Here is a 15356-nt window from a genome sequence, read left to right on the forward strand (position 1 = left end):
CGCCATGTCCGCACAAGCTCCAGCCGCGCCCGGCGCTCCGGGCGCACCGGCGGCGCCGGCTGCAGCCTCCGGGTTCCTGCCGCCCAGCGTCGCCCTGTGCACCGTCGGCCTGGCGATGGCGTCGTTCATGCAGGTGCTCGACACCACCATCGCCAACGTCTCGCTGCCGACCATCGCCGGCAACCTCGGTGCCAGTTCGCAGCAGGCGACCTGGGTCATCACCTCGTTCGCGGTCAGCACGGCCATCGCGCTGCCGCTGACCGGCTGGCTCAGCCGCCGTTTCGGCGAACGCAAACTGTTCGTCTGGGCCACGCTGGCCTTCGTCATCACCTCGCTGTTGTGCGGCCTTGCGCAGAGCATGGGCATGCTGGTGGTGTCGCGTGCGCTGCAGGGTTTCGTGGCCGGTCCGATGTACCCGATCACACAGTCGCTGCTGGTCTCGATCTACCCGCGCGAGAAACGCGGACAGGCATTGGCGCTGCTGGCGATGATCACGGTGGTGGCGCCGATCTGCGGCCCGATCCTCGGTGGCTGGATCACCGACAACTACAGCTGGGAATGGATCTTCCTGATCAACGTGCCACTGGGCATCTTCGCCGCGCTGGTGGTGGGCAACCAGCTGAAGGGACGCCCGGAGCAGATCGAGAAGCCGAAGATGGACTACGTCGGCCTGATCACGCTGGTGATCGGTGTCGGCGCGCTGCAGCTGGTGCTCGACCTGGGCAACGACGAGGACTGGTTCTCGTCGATGAAGATCGTGGTGCTGGCCTGCGTGGCGGTGGTGACGCTGACGGTGTTCCTGATCTGGGAACTGACCGACAAGGATCCGATCGTCGACCTGAAGCTGTTCCGGCACCGCAACTTCCGTGCCGGCACGCTGGCGATGGTGGTGGCCTATGCGGCGTTCTTCAGCGTGGCGTTGCTGATTCCGCAGTGGCTGCAGCGTGACATGGGCTATACCGCGATCTGGGCAGGCCTGGCGACCGCACCGATCGGCATCCTGCCGGTGATCATGACGCCGTTCGTGGGCAAGTATGCGTCGCGCTTCGATATGCGCATGCTGGCCAGCGTGGCGTTCATCGTGCTGTCGATGACCAGCTTCCTGCGCTCGAACTTCAACCTGCAGGTGGACTACATGCACGTGGCCGGCGTGCAGCTGATCATGGGCATTGGCGTGGCGCTGTTCTTCATGCCGGTGCTGCAGATCCTGCTGTCGGACCTGGATGGGCGCGAGATCGCGGCGGGCTCCGGCCTGGCGACGTTCCTGCGCACGCTGGGCGGCAGCTTCGCGGCCTCGCTGACGACGTGGCTGTGGGCGCGGCGTACCCAGGTGCACCATGCCGATCTGACCGAGCACATCTCGGCCTATCAGCCGGGCATGCAGGAGCAGGTCACTGCAATGGGGCAGGGCGACCTGCAACATGGCGCGGCGGTACTGAACAACATGATCAACCACCAGGCATCGCAGATGGGTTTCAACGACATCTTCTTCCTGCTGGGCTGGATCTTCCTGGCGATCATCACCTTCCTGTGGCTGGCCAAGCCGCCGTTCGGCGCAGGCGCAGGTGCGGCGTCCGCGGGCGGTGGGCATTGATCGACCATTGGCGTTGAAACGCACAAAACCCCGCCGCAAGGCGGGGTTTCTGTCTGGTGGATCCACGTCATCGCGTGCCACCCAGCCTCCGGAAACGAAAAAACCCGCTTTCGCGGGTTTGATCATCTTGAGTCGTGGTGCCCAGGAGAGGACTCGAACCTCCACGGTTTTACCCGCTAGTACCTGAAACTAGTGCGTCTACCAATTCCGCCACCTGGGCGACTCAGGAGATGAATTGTGCGGCACGGCAGAGAGTGTGTCAACAACATTTCACACTATTTTCTGCGCTTGCACGCCCAGGTGGTGCAGCAGGCTGCGCATCGCCGGTGACAGCTGCGCCCACTCGGCGAAACAGGCGCACAGGCGGCGCTGTGCCCACGCATCTGCAAGCGGCACCGCAACGGTATGCGTGCTGCGCCGATGCTGGCGCGCAATGGTACGCGGCACGATACCGACACCGATGCCGTGGCCGACCATGATGCAGACGCCCTCGAAGGTCTTCATGCGGATGCGCACGTCCAGTCGGCGACCGATGTCGCGCGCCTGGTCTTCGATGTAGGTCTGCAGTGCATTGCCATCGGCCAGGGCAACGAAGGTCTCGCCGGCAATATCGGCGAAGGCCACGCTGCGCAGTGATGCAAAGCGGTGATCGGCAGGCAGCAGCATCACCAGTGGATCTTCGGCCACCACATGCTGCTGCAGGCCGGTGGCGTCGACTGCATCACTGATGATGCCGGCCTCGGCCTGGCCAGCGCTGATTGCACGCACGACTTCGGGGCTGGTGCGTTCCAGCAGTTCGACGTGCAGGCGGGGTCGTTCGGCCAACCACGGTGCGAGCCGCGAGGGCAGGTAGTTGGTCAGTGCTGCGGTGTTGGCATACAGATGCAGGGTGCCGCGCGCCCCCTGCGCGAATGCCTGCAGTTCGCCGCGCAGCTGCGCCTGCTGTTGCAGGATCAGGCGTGCATGGTGGGCGAGGGCGGCGCCGGCTTCAGTCAGGCTGACGCCACGTGGATGCCGGTTCAACAGCAGGGTGCCGGCATCGGCTTCGATCGTGCGCAGGCGCTCGCTGGCCGAACCCAGGGCCAGGTTCGCCTGCGTTGCGCCGGCAGTGATGCTCCCGGCCTCGGCGATTGCCAGGAACAGGCGCAGGTCGGCGATGTCCATCCGCATGTGGGTGCCCTCATCGCAGGGCCACCGCCTTCGGATCAGCCGAAGGCAGGGCCGGAAAGACCGCATTGTGCGCCGTTGCTCCGCCCGATCCAATGAAGGCATGGATGAATCGATGTACTTCTACGTGCTGCTGGTGCTGGTGTTCGTATTGGCCGGCGTGGTCAAGGGGGTGACCGGCATGGGGTTGCCGACGGTGGCGATGGGGCTGCTGGGCAGTACGCTGTCGCCGGTGGCGGCAGCGTCGATGCTGTTCATTCCGACCTTCGTCACCAATGTGTGGCAGCTGTTGTCCGGGCCAGCGCTGGGGCCCATCGTGCGGCGCCTGTGGCCGATGATGCTGGCCGTGGTGGTGGTGACGCTGGGTTCGGCAGCGCTGCTGGTACGGGTCGATCGCAGCGGGTCGCGCGTTGCGCTGGGCGTGGCCCTGATGGTCTATGCCGCCTATGCGTTGCTTGCGCCGGTGTTCCGCGTGCCGCAGCGGCGCGAGCGCTGGCTGGGGCCGCTGGTGGGCGCGCTGTCCGGCGTAGTGACCGGCGCCACCGGCGTGTTCGTGATGCCGGCGGTGCCGTACCTGCAATCACTGGGGTTGCAGCGCGAAGAACTGGTGCAGGCGCTCGGGCTGGCGTTCACCGTATCGACGATTGCACTGACCACGGGCCTGGTGCTGCACGGTGCGTTCGGCATCCAGCAGCTGGGCTTGAGTGCACTGGCGGTGGTGCCGGCGCTGCTGGGCATGTGGCTGGGGCAGGTGATCCGGCAGCGGATCAGCGCGCGGGTGTTTCGGGCGTGCTTCCTTGGCTTCCTGCTGCTGCTCGGCCTGGAGCTGGTGCTGCGGCCATTGTTCTGATGCCAAATTCCGGGCATGAAAAAACCCGCTTTCGCGGGTCTTTCTCATTCTCGACGTGGTGCCCAGGAGAGGACTCGAACCTCCACGGTTTTACCCGCTAGTACCTGAAACTAGTGCGTCTACCAATTCCGCCACCTGGGCGTCGAGGAGCGAGATTATGGGGTGTCGTTATGGGGGTGTCAATACTTTTTGCTTGCCCGGAGTCGGATCCTGTTTCGCATGCGAAACGGGCTCTGACCCCATGGGACCCGCACAGGCAAAAAAAATCCCCGCCGAAGCGAGGAGTTTTTTCGTTGGTGCCCAGGAGAGGACTCGAACCTCCACGGTTTTACCCGCTAGTACCTGAAACTAGTGCGTCTACCAATTCCGCCACCTGGGCGTTCCAGAGGCGCAATTGTGAAGATGAATCCGGGAGCTGTCAACGACTTCCTGAAATTATTTCATCCAACGCCTCCAGGGCGGGCGCTGACCCGTTCTGCACGCCATCAACGGCTACCATGTAGGGCGATGACTACCAAAAAACCAAGCAAGGGCGGGAGCAAGTCCCGCAGCCAAGCCCCGAAGAAGGGCCCGAAGGCGGGCGCAGCCCGCACCCCCAAGCCGGGCAAGCCGCTGCCAGGCTGGTTCCCCGAATTGAATGAAGGCGGTACGCCGCCGCGCGGCCGCAAGGTCCGCACCGCTGATGCGGCAGCGCCCGGCCCGGCCCCGGGCCGCAAGCTGCCGCCGACCGGCAAGGTGATCGACGATCCCTACGCCGCCCGCGAAGCCGAGAAATACGAACAGCCCATCGCCAGCCGCGAGGCCATCCTGGCCCTGCTGGAGCGTTGCGAAGGGCCGCAGACCGCCGAGGAACTTGGTGCACGCCTGGGCCTGACCGCACCGGATCGGGCCGAGGCGCTGTCGCGCCGGCTCGGTGCCATGGTCCGTGATGGCCAGCTGGTGCAGAACCGCCGCGGCGGTTTCGCCCCGATCCAGACGTTGAACCTGGTCACCGGCGTGGTGATCGCCAACCCGGAAGGGTTCGGTTTCCTGCGTCCGGTCGAGGGCGGCGACGACCTGTTCCTGCCGCCGTATGAAATGCGCAAGGTGATGCACGGCGACAATGTGCTCGCCCGCGTGACCGGCATCGATCACCGGGGCCGTCGCGAGGGCAGCATTGCGCGCGTGCTCGAACGCGGCATGACCCGCCTGATCGGCCGCTTCAGCATCGAGATGGGCATCAACTACGTGGTGCCCGATGACAAGCGCGTGCAGCGCAACGTGCAGGTGCCGCCGGACCAGACCGGTGGCGCGCGCGACGGCCAGCTGGTGGTCTGCGAACTGACCCAGGCCCCGGACAGCCGCCGCCCGCCGATCGGCCGCATCATCGCCGTGCTGGGCGACAAGCTGACCGCGTCGCTGGTGGTGGAGACCGCCATCCACGGTCACGAGCTGCCGTTCGAGTTCCCGCAGGAGGTGCTGGACGAAGCCGCATCGGTGCCGCTGGTGGTTGAGCCGGCGATGATCGGCGACCGTGTCGACCTGCGCAGCACGCCGCTGGTCACCATCGACGGTGAGGATGCCAAGGACTTCGACGACGCGGTGTACTGCGAGCCGAATGCCGATGGCTTCCGCCTGGTGGTGGCCATTGCCGATGTCTCCAACTACGTGCGCCCCGGTACGCCGCTGGATGAGGAAGCGCAGAAGCGCGCCACCTCGGTGTACTTCCCGGGCTTCGTGGTGCCGATGCTGCCGGAGACGCTGTCCAACGGCATCTGCTCGCTGATGCCGAAAGTCGACCGCATGTGCTTCGTCTGCGACATGCAGATCGACCGCGATGGCCTGGTCACGCATTCGCGATTCTACGAGGCGGTGATGAATTCGCACGCGCGCCTGACCTATACCCAGGTGTGGAAGGCGGTCGGCGAGGACGATGCCGATACCAAGGCCTGGATGGGCGACCTGTTGCCGCAGGTGCAGCGCCTGCACCAGCTGTACAAGGTGCTGTCCAAGGCACGTGCCAAGCGCGGCGCCATCGAGTTCGAAAGCAGCGAGGTGCGCTTCGTGCTGGACAACCGTGGTGAAGTCACCCAGGCCGGCATGCTGGTGCGCAACGACGCGCACAAGCTGATCGAGGAATGCATGATCGCGGCCAACGTCGAGGCGGCCAGGTACCTGCTGTCGCGCCACGTGCCGGCGCCGTACCGCATCCACGAGAAGCCGCCGGAAACCAAGTACGCCGACCTGCTGGAATTCCTCAAGGAGTTCAAGCTGAGCCTGCCGCCGTGGTCGAAGGTGCGCCCGGGTGACTACACCAAACTGCTGAAGAAGATCCGCGACCGCCCTGATGCGACGCTGCTGGAGTCGGTGCTGCTGCGCAGCCAGAGCCTGGCGATCTACAGCCCGGAGAACCACGGCCACTTCGGCCTGGCGCTGGAGGCCTACGCGCACTTCACCTCGCCGATCCGTCGCTATCCCGACCTGCTGGTACACCGCGCGATCAAGCACGCGCTGTCCGGCAAGCCGCTGGACAAGTTCACCTACAACGCCCGCGAGATGGCCGCGCTGGCACTGCAGTGTTCCGAGCGTGAGCGCCGTGCCGACGAGGCCGAGCGCGAGGTCGACGAGCGTTACCGTGCGGCGTGGATGGAAAAGCACGTGGGCGGCCAGTTCGACGGCGTGATCAGCGGCGTGACCAGCTTCGGCCTGTTCGTGGAACTGGACGAGTCGAAGGTGCAGGGCCTGGTCCACGTGACCCAGCTGCCGCAGGACTATTACAAGTTCGACGCGACCCGCAAGACGCTGACCGGCGAGCGCCGCGGCGGCAGCTACCGGCTGGGCGACCGCGTGCGCATCCTGGTGCTGAAGGCCAGCATGGAAGAGCGCAAGATCGACTTCCGGCTGGTCGAACACAAGGGCGAGGACGAGGGTGACGGGCTGCCGCCGCTGCCTGAGCGGGGCAAGCCGGCCAAGCGCACCAAGAAGCAATATTGAAAGGCGTGCCGACCAACGGTCGGCACCCACCTCACCCGGTAGGTGCCAACCGTTGGTTGGCACGCACCGCTCGTCAGGTAGGTGTCGACCTTGGTCGACACGATCTTCCGGAGGAAAGCAGCATGCAAGGCCAACCCGAATACAGCGGCGGCTGCCAGTGCGGCGCGATCCGCTTCCACGTGCGTGGTGCGCTGACCGACAGCTCGATCTGCCATTGCCGGATGTGCCAGAAGGCCTTTGGTGCCTTCTACGCGCCCTTGGTGTCGGTGCGCGGCGTGGAGTTCAGCTGGACCCGCGGCCAGCCGCGCTATTTCCAGTCGTCCAACGTGGTGCGGCGTGGCTTCTGCGCCGACTGCGGCACGCCATTGACCTACGAAGCGCCCGATGGCGTGGCGGTGGCTGCCGGCGCGTTCGACGAAGCCGAACGCCTGCCTCCGACGATCCAGTACGGGGTCGAGCGCAAGCTGCCCTTCGTCGACGGCCTGGCCAGCCTGCCCGTACGGCGTACCGAGGAGGACATCGCGGCCCTGGACTTCCTGGCCACGATCGTGTCCCACCAGCACCCCGACCACGACACGCCGCACTGGCCACCGCGCAGCCGGTGACGCACCTGTAGCGCCGTCTCCACGCTGTCGCCGCAGGCTGAACCCAGGACAGCCGAGCGCAGGCTCGGCTGTACAGGGAGGCGGGGCGCGGCAGCGCCCGGACCGCCGATGCTCTACCATAGCCACCCCCTTTCCGGTCCCCGCCCGCATGAGCAAGAACAGCCAGTGGATCGTCGGCGTCAACGCCGTCGCCTCCTCCATCGAGAACGACGCCGAGAACGTCCGCGAAGTGCTGGTCGAGGCCGGTGCGAAGAACCCGCGACTGACCGAGATCGAGGAAAACGCCCGCCGCAAGGGCATCGACGTGCGCAAGGTGAACAGCCAGGCGCTGGACGGTGTGGGGGGCTCGGTGCGCCACCAGGGCGTGGCCGCGCGCTATGCCGCCGCCCGCACCTACAGCGAGAACGAGCTGGAAGGCCTGGTCACTGCGGCCGACGGCAAGGCGCTGCTGCTGGTGCTGGATGAGGTGCAGGACCCGCACAACCTGGGTGCCTGCCTGCGCTCGGCGGCTGCGGCCGGTGCGACTGCAGTGATCATCCCCAAGGACAAGTCGGCCACGGTCAACGCCACCGTGCGCAAGACCTCGGCCGGCGCCGCCGACCTCATCCCGGTGGTGGCGGTAACCAACCTGTCGCGTTGCCTGAAGGACCTGCAGAAGCAGGGCGTGTGGATCTACGGCCTGGCCGGTGAAGCCACCGCCTCGCTGTACCAGCTGGACCTGAAGGGCAACATCGCGCTGGTGCTGGGCGGCGAAGCCGACGGCCTGCGCCGCCTGACCCGCGAGAACTGCGATGGCCTGGTCAAGATCCCGATGCCGGGCGAGATCGAGAGCCTGAATGTCTCCGTCGCCGCCGGCGTCAGCCTGTTCGAAGCCGTGCGCCAGCGCGGTTGATCGGGCGACAGCCCATGTAGAGCCGAGCCCACGCTCGGCTGCCGCGCGCGGCCCACCGCGCCGCATGGGCATTCAGACGAAAAGCAGCCGAGCATGGGCTCGGCTCTACAGAAGGCCTCAGCCCGCGCTGCCGCCCAGCGCCTTGAACAGGGTCACGTCGTTGTTCAGCTGGCCCTGGCGCACGCGCGCCAGCGACAACTCTGCATCGCGCCGGGTCTGCTGTGCTTCCAGCCAGGTGCGCAGATCGGTAGCACCCACGCGATAACGCACTTCCTGCGCGCGCTCCACTTCCACCGCTTCCTCGTACGAAGCCTGCGAGGCAGCGACCTGGCGCGCCAGCTGCTCGCGCGCGGACAGTGCGTTGTCCACTTCCGAGAGCGCGGTGTACAGCGTCTTGCGGAAATTGGTCGCGGCGATCTGATAGCTGGTGCCGGCGATATCGGTATCCAGCTGCGCGCGCTGCAGGTTGAGGAATGGCAGCGAAAGGCCGGCACCCAGCGTGGCCACCGGATTGCGCAGTACATCGCCCAGCGAGGTCGCACTGGAACCGAGGCTGCCGGTCAGGCTCAGCGCCGGGTAGTACTGGGTGGCGGTGACCTTGATGGTCTTCAGGCTGTTGCGCAGGCGGAGTTCTGCCGCACGCAGGTCGGGGCGGCGGCCGAGCAGGTCGGCCGGCAGCCCCTCGACAATGCGCGGGCTGCGTGCGCCCAGCAGGTCCTGAGGTTCGTCCTGCTGGGGCCAGGGCGTGCCGTCCAGCAGCACGGTCAGTGCGTTGCGCACCTCCACCCGCTGCTGTTCCAGCGCGCTCTGCGAGGCGCGCTGCGATTGCAGGTTCTGCAGCGCCTGGCGCACTTCCAGACGCGATACCGCACCGGCGTCGAAGCGGGCCTGCACCAGTTCGCGGGTGCGCTCCAGCCGCTCCAGGTTGGCCTGGCCGGTGGCGATCGACTGGTTCAGGTAGGCCAGGTTCCAGTACTGGGTGATGGTGTCGCTGATCACCAGCAGGGCGGTATTCTGCCGGTCTTCCTCGCTGGCTTCGGCTTCCCAGCGGGCGATGTCGCGCTGGGTCCGCAGGCGTCCCCACAGATCGACCTCCCAGCCCAGCGAAACGCCGGTGGAGTAGCTGCGGCGCCAGTCGTCGGCCTGGTCGGTGGCGCGGCTGGCATTGCCGCTGACGCCCGATGACGAAGGCTGCGGCCACAGCGCGTTGCTGGCCAGGCCGGCCTGCAGGCGCGAACGCTGCACGGCCAGGCCGGCGGCGGCCAGGTCGCTGTTGGCGGCCAGCGCCTGCGCCACCAGGCGGTCCAGGCGTTCATCGCCGAAGCCGGTCCACCAGGTGTCCTGGCGGATGTCGTGGCCCGGTGTGTCCATGCTGCTGCGCGGGTCGTCGGCCGGTGCGTTGAGGGTGGCATCGCCACGCCCATACTGGGCCGCCACATCGGGATCGGCCACCGGATAGCGGCCGACAGAAGCGCAGCCAGACAGGGCGAGCAGAACGGCACCCGCCAGCAGCCGGCGCGAAGGGGCGGGGAAGGGCAGTCGGTTCATCATCTTCATTCGCGTGCCAGGGCCTCTACCGGGTCAAGCTGCGCGGCATTGCGCGCGGGCAGGAAGCCGAATGCCACGCCGATCAGGGTCGAGCAGGCGAAGGCGGCAATGATCGAGGCGGTGGAGAACAGCACCTGGAAGTCGCTGGCGAAGCGGCCGATCATCGAGCCCAGCAGCAGGGCCAGGCCGATGCCGAGCACGCCACCGAGCAGGCAAACCAGCACCGCTTCGATCAGGAACTGCTGGCGGATATCACTTTGTCGTGCACCAACGGCCATGCGCACCCCGATCTCTCGGGTGCGCTCGGTCACCGACACCAGCATGATGTTCATCACGCCGATGCCGCCGACCAGCAGCGCGATGGCGGCGATGGCACCGATCAGCAGGGTCATCGTGCGCGTGGTCTGCTCGATGGTGTCGCGGATCTCCGCGCTGTTGCTGAGGAAGAAATCCTCGGTGCCGTGGCGCATCGTCAGCAGGCGGGTGATCGCTTCCTGAGCGGCATCCATCGGTGTGTTGTCGTCCACGCGCACGGTGATGCTGGAGACATGGCTCTGGCCGAGCATGCGCGACATCACCGTGGTGTAGGGCACCCAGACGCTGAGGCTGGTGCTGCCACCGAAGCCGAAACTCTGGCGCTTGGCCACGCCGACCACGCGTGCCGGCACGTTGCCGAGCAGGATCACCTGGCCGACCGGGTCGACATCGGGGAAGAACTGGGTCTGGGTGTTTTCGTCGATCACCGCTACCTGGCCGAGGCCCCTCACGGCATCGGCATCGAAGAAGCTGCCGCTGAGCAGGGTTACCCCCTTGACCCGGAAGAACTGCTCGCCGACGCCGCTGACCTGGGCGGTCGACGACTGGTTGCGATAACGCGCGGTGACCGAGGTCGATACGCTGGGGGTGGCGCTGTCCACATAGCTCTGCTTTGCCAGTGCATCGGCATCGCTGGCCTTGAGCGTCTGCACCCGGGCCGAGCGCATGTCGCCGAAACCACGGCCGGGATAGACGTCGATGGTGTTGGTGCCGAGCGCGCTGATGTTCTGCAGGATCTGCTGCTGCGAGCCATTGCCCAGCGCCACCACCGAGACCACCGAGGCGATGCCGATGATGATGCCGAGCATGGTCAGGAAGGTGCGCAGGCGATGGGCGTTCATCGCCAGCAGCGCCATCCGGAACGCTTCGGTGAAGCGGTCGCGGGCCGCCCGCCAGCTATTGCCGTGGGCGACGCCGGTACTGGCTTCGCGCTGGGCGCGGTAACTCGGCGCATCCGGATTGGCGCGGTCGGCAATGATCTCGCCATCGCGGATCTCGATGATGCGCTGTGCGTGCTGGGCCACGCTCATGTCGTGGGTGACGATGATGATGGTGTGGCCTTCGGCATGCAGTTCGCCGAGGATCGCCATCACTTCCTCACCGGATTTCGTATCGAGCGCGCCTGTTGGTTCGTCGGCCAGGATCACCTCGCCGCCGTTCATCAGGGCGCGTGCGATCGACACGCGCTGCTGCTGGCCACCGGAAAGCTGGCCTGGCTTGTGATGCATGCGGTCGCCCAGGCCCAGCCGCTGCAGCAGTTGCTCGGCACGCGCGTTGCGCACCGGGCCGGGACTGCCGGCATACACCGCCGGCACTTCCACATTGCCGCGCGCGTCGAGGTCGCCGAGCAGGTGGTAGCGCTGGAAGATGAAACCAAAATGCTCGCGGCGCAGTTCGGCCAGTTCGTCCGGCTCCATCTTTCCGGTTTCGCGGCCGGCCACCTGGTAGCTGCCGCGGGTGGGACGGTCGAGGCAGCCGAGGATGTTCATCAGCGTCGACTTGCCCGAGCCGGACTGGCCGACGATGGCGACCATCTCGCCGGCGTGGATGTCGAGATGGACGTCGCGCAGCACGGCGATCACATCGTCGCCGGCCGGGAATTCACGTCGCAGGTCGCGCAGCCGCAGCAGCGGCGCCGTCGTGCTCATCGGCGCCCCATGCCCGGGCCGCCGACCCGCATCTGCATGCCGCCGCGGTTGCCGCCGCCGGCGCTGGCACCGGCCGCACCGGCTTCGCCGACCACCACGCGCTCGCCTTCCTTCAAGCCGGACAGGATCTCGGCCGAGGCGCCGTTGTTGATGCCGACGGTGACCTTGCGCGGCTGCGGCTGGCCCTTCTCGTCCAGCACCCGCACCATCCGCTCATCGCCACGGCGCTTCGGTCCCAGTGCCACCGCCGGCACCATCAGCACGCCCTTGGCCTGCTTGAGCAGTACCGAGACCTGCGCGGTCATGTCGATGCGCAGCGTGCCGTCCGGGTTTTCCACATCAAACAGCGCGTTGTAGTAGACCGCGCTGCTGGAGCTGGAGCTGGAGGAGCTGCTGGAGCTGGACGAATTCTCGTTGGCGATCGAGGCCGGCGCCGGATTGATCTGGCGCAGCGTGGCGTGATACTTGCGGTCCGGGTCGCCCAGGGTGGTGAAGTACACCGGCATGCCGGGCTTGATCTTGACCACGTCGGCCTCGGAGATCTCGGCATTGACGGTGACCACGTCCAGCCGCGCCAGCATGACGATGGTCGGTGCGGTCTGGTTGGCGTTCACGGTACGGCCTTCCTCGGCCACCACCGCGACCACGGTGCCGTCCATCGGCGCGGTGATGCGGGTGTAGGCCAGGTTGGCGCGGGCGGTGCCCAGCTCGGTTTCGCGGCCCTTGATCTGCGCCTCGTAGGACTGCAGCTGGGCACGGGCGGTCTTCAGCTGCGCTTCGGCGGCATCGTATTCCTGGCGCGAGGTGGCCTCGGCGGCCAGCATCTGCTGCTGGCGCGCGAACTCTAGTTCGGCCTGGCGCAGGGTGGCCTGCTGCACGGCGCGCTGGGCGGTGACCTGGTCCAGCGAGGCCTGCGCGTTGAGCACCTGGTTCTGCTGGGTGGTGGCATCGATCTCGGCGATCAGGTCGCCTTCCTTCACGGTGTCGCCCAGCTGTACCTTCAGCGATTTGATCTGGCCCGAGGCCTGCGCGCCGACGCTGACCAGCTTGTAGGCGTCGATCACGCCGGTGGCATCCACCGTTTGTTCGATGTCACCGCGGCTGACCGGCGAGGTTGCCACCGCCGGGGCGGCGGGCTTGCGCAGCAGCCACCAGGCGGTCGCGGCGACGATCAGGGCGAGCAGGGCGATCAGCATCAGGCGACTCCGGCGGGTCGCTGGCAGCAGGCGGAACGTCACGTCGTGGCTTCACTCTCGAGGCCGCGAGGGCGGCGTTGGTGGGCATTGTGAAGACCGGGCGATGGACGGCTCAATCCTCGGGGTATGTCCGTATGTAACACTGTCGGTGAACAGGCGTAACCACAGGTATCCCGCCCGTGGGTGGATACACTGGTACGCATTGCCCCGGATGCGGTTCAGCTGCCGACACGGGATGATCGCGACATGGAGACTGAAAACCCGATGCATCGACTGCTGATCGTCGACGACGACAACGACATCCGCACGCTGCTGGCCGAGCAGCTCGGCCGCGCCGGCTACCAGGTGAGCACTGCGGCCGATGGCACCGCCATGCGCCAACTGCTGGACCGCGAGCACGTGGACCTGATCGTGCTGGACCTCAACCTGCCGCGCGAGGATGGTCTGACCCTGTGCCGTGACCTGCGTGCACGTTCGAACACGCCGGTGATCATGCTGACCGCGCGGGCCGAGCCGATCGACCGCGTGCTGGGCCTGGAAATGGGCGCCGACGACTACCTGGCCAAGCCGTTCGAGCCGCGCGAGCTGCTGGCGCGCATCCGCAACGTGCTGCGCCGGACCGAGGCGCTGCCGGCCAACCTGGAACCACTGGCGGTACGCCGCGCGCGTTTCTCGCGCTGGGTATTCGACCTCGAGCATCGCCACCTGGTCGATCCGGATGGCCGCGTGGTGGTGCTGTCCGGCGCCGAGTTCCGCCTGCTGCGGGTGTTCATCGCCCACGCCAACAAGGTGCTGTCGCGCGAGCAGCTGGTCGCGCTCAGCAGTGGCCGCAACTACGAGGCTCAGGACCGCGCGATCGACCTGCAGGTCAGCCGCCTGCGCAACAAGCTGGGCGACGATGGTGGCCCGGATGGACTGATCAAGACCGTTCGCAACGAAGGCTACGTGCTGGCCTCGTCGGTCAACCTGGAATAGACCGCGATGAAGCGCCTGCGCCATTTCCTGTCCTCGATGGTCGGGCGGTTGTTCGTGATCCTGCTGCTGGGCATGGCGGTGGCTGCGATCGGCGCGACCATGCTGGCCACCTCCAAGCGCCAGCAGGAGTTCGAGCGGCAGAACCTGAACCGCATCGCCGACCGCCTGCAGGGCTACGTCAACCTGCTGGACGGCAATCCGGAGCTGCGCGAGCGCCTGCTGGCGATCGGCGGGCCGAGCGTGCGCGCGCTGCAGCCGGGCGCACGCCTGGGGCGTGCCGACACGGCGCTGATGGAAGTGCTGGAAGACCGCCCCGGGCCGGTGTCGCGCGCGCACGTGCACTTCGCTTCGTTCCGCTCCTGCATTCCCAAACTGCAGGAGCTGCTGCCGCCGCCGCCGCCGGGCCACCGGCGGCCGCCGCGCGAACGCGACCCCGCGTTCATCCCGCCCAAATGCCGCGCGGTGGACGTGACCCTCAACGACGGCACGCTGCTGAAGCTGGCGCTGGACTCGCCGGCAGTGGCGCACAACGGCATCCTCGCCGTGGACCCATGGTTCCTGACCCTGCTGGTGCTGGCGATTGCCGTGCTGGCCTATATCGTCGCGCGCATGGCCAGCGCGCCGCTGCAGGAACTGGCCGCAGCCGCAGAAGACCTTGGCGATGACCTGCAGCGCGACCCGTTGCCACTGCGCGGGCCGCGCGAAGTGCAGCGTGCCGCCGAAGCCTTCAACGCCATGCAGCACCGCCTGCAGCGGCACCTGGCCGAACGCACGCAGATGCTGGCGGCGATCACCCACGACCTGCAGACGCCGCTGACACGGCTGCGCCTGCGCCTGGAGAATGTCAGCGACGAGGCCCTGCGTGAGCGCCTGATCGGCGACCTGGCGGCGATGCAGGCGCTGGTGCGCGAGGGCCTGGAACTGGCGCGCAGCGCCGAGAGTGCCGAGCAGCGCGCCGCACTGGACCTGGATTCGCTGCTGGAGAGCATTGTCGAGGACGCCGCCGAAGGCGGCGGTGATGTGGTCTTCGAAGGGGGCAGTGGTTCGGTGCTGATGTTGCGTCCGTTGGCCATGCACCGGCTGTTCTCCAACCTGGTGGACAACGCGGTGATGTACGCGCAGCGGGCCCGGGTGCGGGTTGAGCGCAGCGGCGGTGCGATTACCGTGGTGGTGGCCGATGACGGCCCGGGCCTGGCCGAAGAGCAGCTGGAGGCGGTGTTCGATCCGTTCGTGCGGGTGGAGACCTCGCGTTCGCGCGAAACCGGCGGGGCCGGCCTGGGCCTGACCATCGCGCGCGCCCTGGCCGAGAAGGACGGTGCCCGGCTGTGGCTGCGCAACCGGGCCGAAGGTGGCCTGGAGGCGGTGGTGCAGTGGCCGGCCAGTGCCCAGGTGGTGGCGCCCGGCCGCGCCGGCTGAGTCGGCGCGCTGCGGACGGTGACGCCGGGGCCGGGGTTTGGCCTATCATCTGCGCATCTCCCCAGTCTCCTCCCGATGAGCCAGCCCGTTCCTGCCGGCATGCCATTGCACGCTGCCCGGCTGTTCCCGCACGCTGCCGCGTCCTGCAGCCGCACCTGGCCGCCGCCGCTGCGGTG

Annotated in this window: 11 protein-coding genes and 3 tRNA genes; 7 read left to right on the top strand and 7 right to left on the bottom strand. The window is 67.3% G+C overall.

The features are described 5' to 3' along the window. Positions 1-4 precede the first annotated feature (4 nt). Complete coding sequence (gene emrB, locus AC5P7X_RS03225; protein ID WP_005415878.1) at positions 5-1594, top strand: multidrug efflux MFS transporter permease subunit EmrB; 1590 nt, start codon at positions 5-7, stop codon at positions 1592-1594. Between the two features lie 135 nt (positions 1595-1729). On the opposite strand, the gene AC5P7X_RS03230 is transcribed toward emrB, so the two are convergent. Both AC5P7X_RS03230 and AC5P7X_RS03235 read right to left on the bottom strand, forming a co-directional pair. Then, positions 1730-1814: transfer RNA gene (locus AC5P7X_RS03230), tRNA-Leu, on the bottom strand. A 50-nt stretch (positions 1815-1864) separates the two neighbouring features. After that, complete coding sequence (locus tag AC5P7X_RS03235) at positions 1865-2764, bottom strand: LysR family transcriptional regulator (protein WP_188217972.1); 900 nt, start codon at positions 2762-2764, stop codon at positions 1865-1867. Positions 2765-2864: 100 nt separating this feature from the next. Between AC5P7X_RS03235 and AC5P7X_RS03240 the strand changes: the two genes are divergently transcribed. After that, complete coding sequence (locus tag AC5P7X_RS03240; protein WP_329841673.1) at positions 2865-3611, top strand: sulfite exporter TauE/SafE family protein; 747 nt, start codon at positions 2865-2867, stop codon at positions 3609-3611. A 56-nt stretch (positions 3612-3667) separates the two neighbouring features. On the opposite strand, the gene AC5P7X_RS03245 is transcribed toward AC5P7X_RS03240, so the two are convergent. Next, positions 3668-3752: transfer RNA gene (locus AC5P7X_RS03245), tRNA-Leu, on the bottom strand. Positions 3753-3905: 153 nt separating this feature from the next. After that, a tRNA-Leu gene (locus tag AC5P7X_RS03250) sits at positions 3906-3990 on the bottom strand. A gap of 128 nt (positions 3991-4118) precedes the next feature. Between AC5P7X_RS03250 and rnr the strand changes: the two genes are divergently transcribed. The 3 genes from rnr to rlmB all read left to right on the top strand — a co-directional run bounded on the left by rnr (position 4119) and on the right by rlmB (position 8081). Next, complete coding sequence (gene rnr, locus AC5P7X_RS03255) at positions 4119-6584, top strand: ribonuclease R (RefSeq protein ID WP_495214413.1); 2466 nt, start codon at positions 4119-4121, stop codon at positions 6582-6584. 122 nt (positions 6585-6706) lie between these two features. After that, positions 6707-7189: a GFA family protein gene (locus tag AC5P7X_RS03260; RefSeq protein ID WP_495214414.1), complete on the top strand. Its 483-nt coding sequence runs from the start codon at positions 6707-6709 to the stop codon at positions 7187-7189. A 148-nt stretch (positions 7190-7337) separates the two neighbouring features. Next, positions 7338-8081: a 23S rRNA (guanosine(2251)-2'-O)-methyltransferase RlmB gene (rlmB, locus tag AC5P7X_RS03265; protein WP_372485913.1), complete on the top strand. Its 744-nt coding sequence runs from the start codon at positions 7338-7340 to the stop codon at positions 8079-8081. A gap of 117 nt (positions 8082-8198) precedes the next feature. Here the strand turns inward: rlmB and AC5P7X_RS03270 are convergent, their stop codons facing one another. Genes AC5P7X_RS03270 through AC5P7X_RS03280 form a run of 3 tightly spaced genes read right to left on the bottom strand, consistent with a single transcriptional unit; the run spans position 8199 to position 12831 of the window. Continuing rightward, entirely contained in the window at positions 8199-9638 is a 1440-nt protein-coding gene (locus AC5P7X_RS03270; RefSeq protein WP_206619703.1) for an efflux transporter outer membrane subunit, read from the bottom strand. Next, on the bottom strand, positions 9635-11593 hold the full coding sequence (locus tag AC5P7X_RS03275) for a MacB family efflux pump subunit (protein WP_053499927.1): 1959 nt from the start codon (positions 11591-11593) through the stop codon (positions 9635-9637). Before AC5P7X_RS03275 ends, AC5P7X_RS03270 begins: the two co-directional genes overlap by 4 nt. Beyond that, positions 11590-12831 (bottom strand): efflux RND transporter periplasmic adaptor subunit, encoded by a 1242-nt coding sequence (locus tag AC5P7X_RS03280; RefSeq protein ID WP_032954055.1) that lies wholly within the window; start codon positions 12829-12831, stop codon positions 11590-11592. The genes AC5P7X_RS03275 and AC5P7X_RS03280 overlap by 4 nt, the downstream gene beginning before the upstream one ends. A gap of 204 nt (positions 12832-13035) precedes the next feature. Here AC5P7X_RS03280 and AC5P7X_RS03285 point away from each other — a divergent pair, with 204 nt between their 5' ends. Beyond that, positions 13036-13764 carry a response regulator gene (locus AC5P7X_RS03285; RefSeq protein ID WP_005415886.1) on the top strand — a complete coding sequence of 243 codons (729 nt, stop codon included), beginning with the start codon at positions 13036-13038 and terminating at the stop codon, positions 13762-13764. A 6-nt stretch (positions 13765-13770) separates the two neighbouring features. Continuing rightward, on the top strand, positions 13771-15180 hold the full coding sequence (locus tag AC5P7X_RS03290; RefSeq protein WP_053499929.1) for an ATP-binding protein: 1410 nt from the start codon (positions 13771-13773) through the stop codon (positions 15178-15180). Positions 15181-15356: the final 176 nt, after the last annotated feature.

It is taken from the genome of Stenotrophomonas sp. YJH_SMC_53 (assembly GCF_059369995.1).

Excerpts from the sequence above, each read along its gene's own strand:
- AC5P7X_RS03285 (WP_005415886.1), top strand. The coding sequence starts at position 13,036 with ATGGAGACTGAAAACCCGATGCATCGACTGCTGATCGTCGACGACGAC.
- rnr (WP_495214413.1), top strand. The coding sequence starts at position 4,119 with ATGACTACCAAAAAACCAAGCAAGGGCGGGAGCAAGTCCCGCAGCCAA.
- AC5P7X_RS03260 (WP_495214414.1), top strand. The coding sequence starts at position 6,707 with ATGCAAGGCCAACCCGAATACAGCGGCGGCTGCCAGTGCGGCGCGATC.
- AC5P7X_RS03275 (WP_053499927.1), bottom strand. The coding sequence starts at position 11,593 with ATGAGCACGACGGCGCCGCTGCTGCGGCTGCGCGACCTGCGACGTGAA.
- AC5P7X_RS03235 (WP_188217972.1), bottom strand. The coding sequence starts at position 2,764 with ATGCGGATGGACATCGCCGACCTGCGCCTGTTCCTGGCAATCGCCGAG.
- rlmB (WP_372485913.1), top strand. The coding sequence starts at position 7,338 with ATGAGCAAGAACAGCCAGTGGATCGTCGGCGTCAACGCCGTCGCCTCC.
- AC5P7X_RS03240 (WP_329841673.1), top strand. The coding sequence starts at position 2,865 with ATGGATGAATCGATGTACTTCTACGTGCTGCTGGTGCTGGTGTTCGTA.
- AC5P7X_RS03270 (WP_206619703.1), bottom strand. The coding sequence starts at position 9,638 with ATGAAGATGATGAACCGACTGCCCTTCCCCGCCCCTTCGCGCCGGCTG.
- AC5P7X_RS03290 (WP_053499929.1), top strand. The coding sequence starts at position 13,771 with ATGAAGCGCCTGCGCCATTTCCTGTCCTCGATGGTCGGGCGGTTGTTC.
- emrB (WP_005415878.1), top strand. The coding sequence starts at position 5 with ATGTCCGCACAAGCTCCAGCCGCGCCCGGCGCTCCGGGCGCACCGGCG.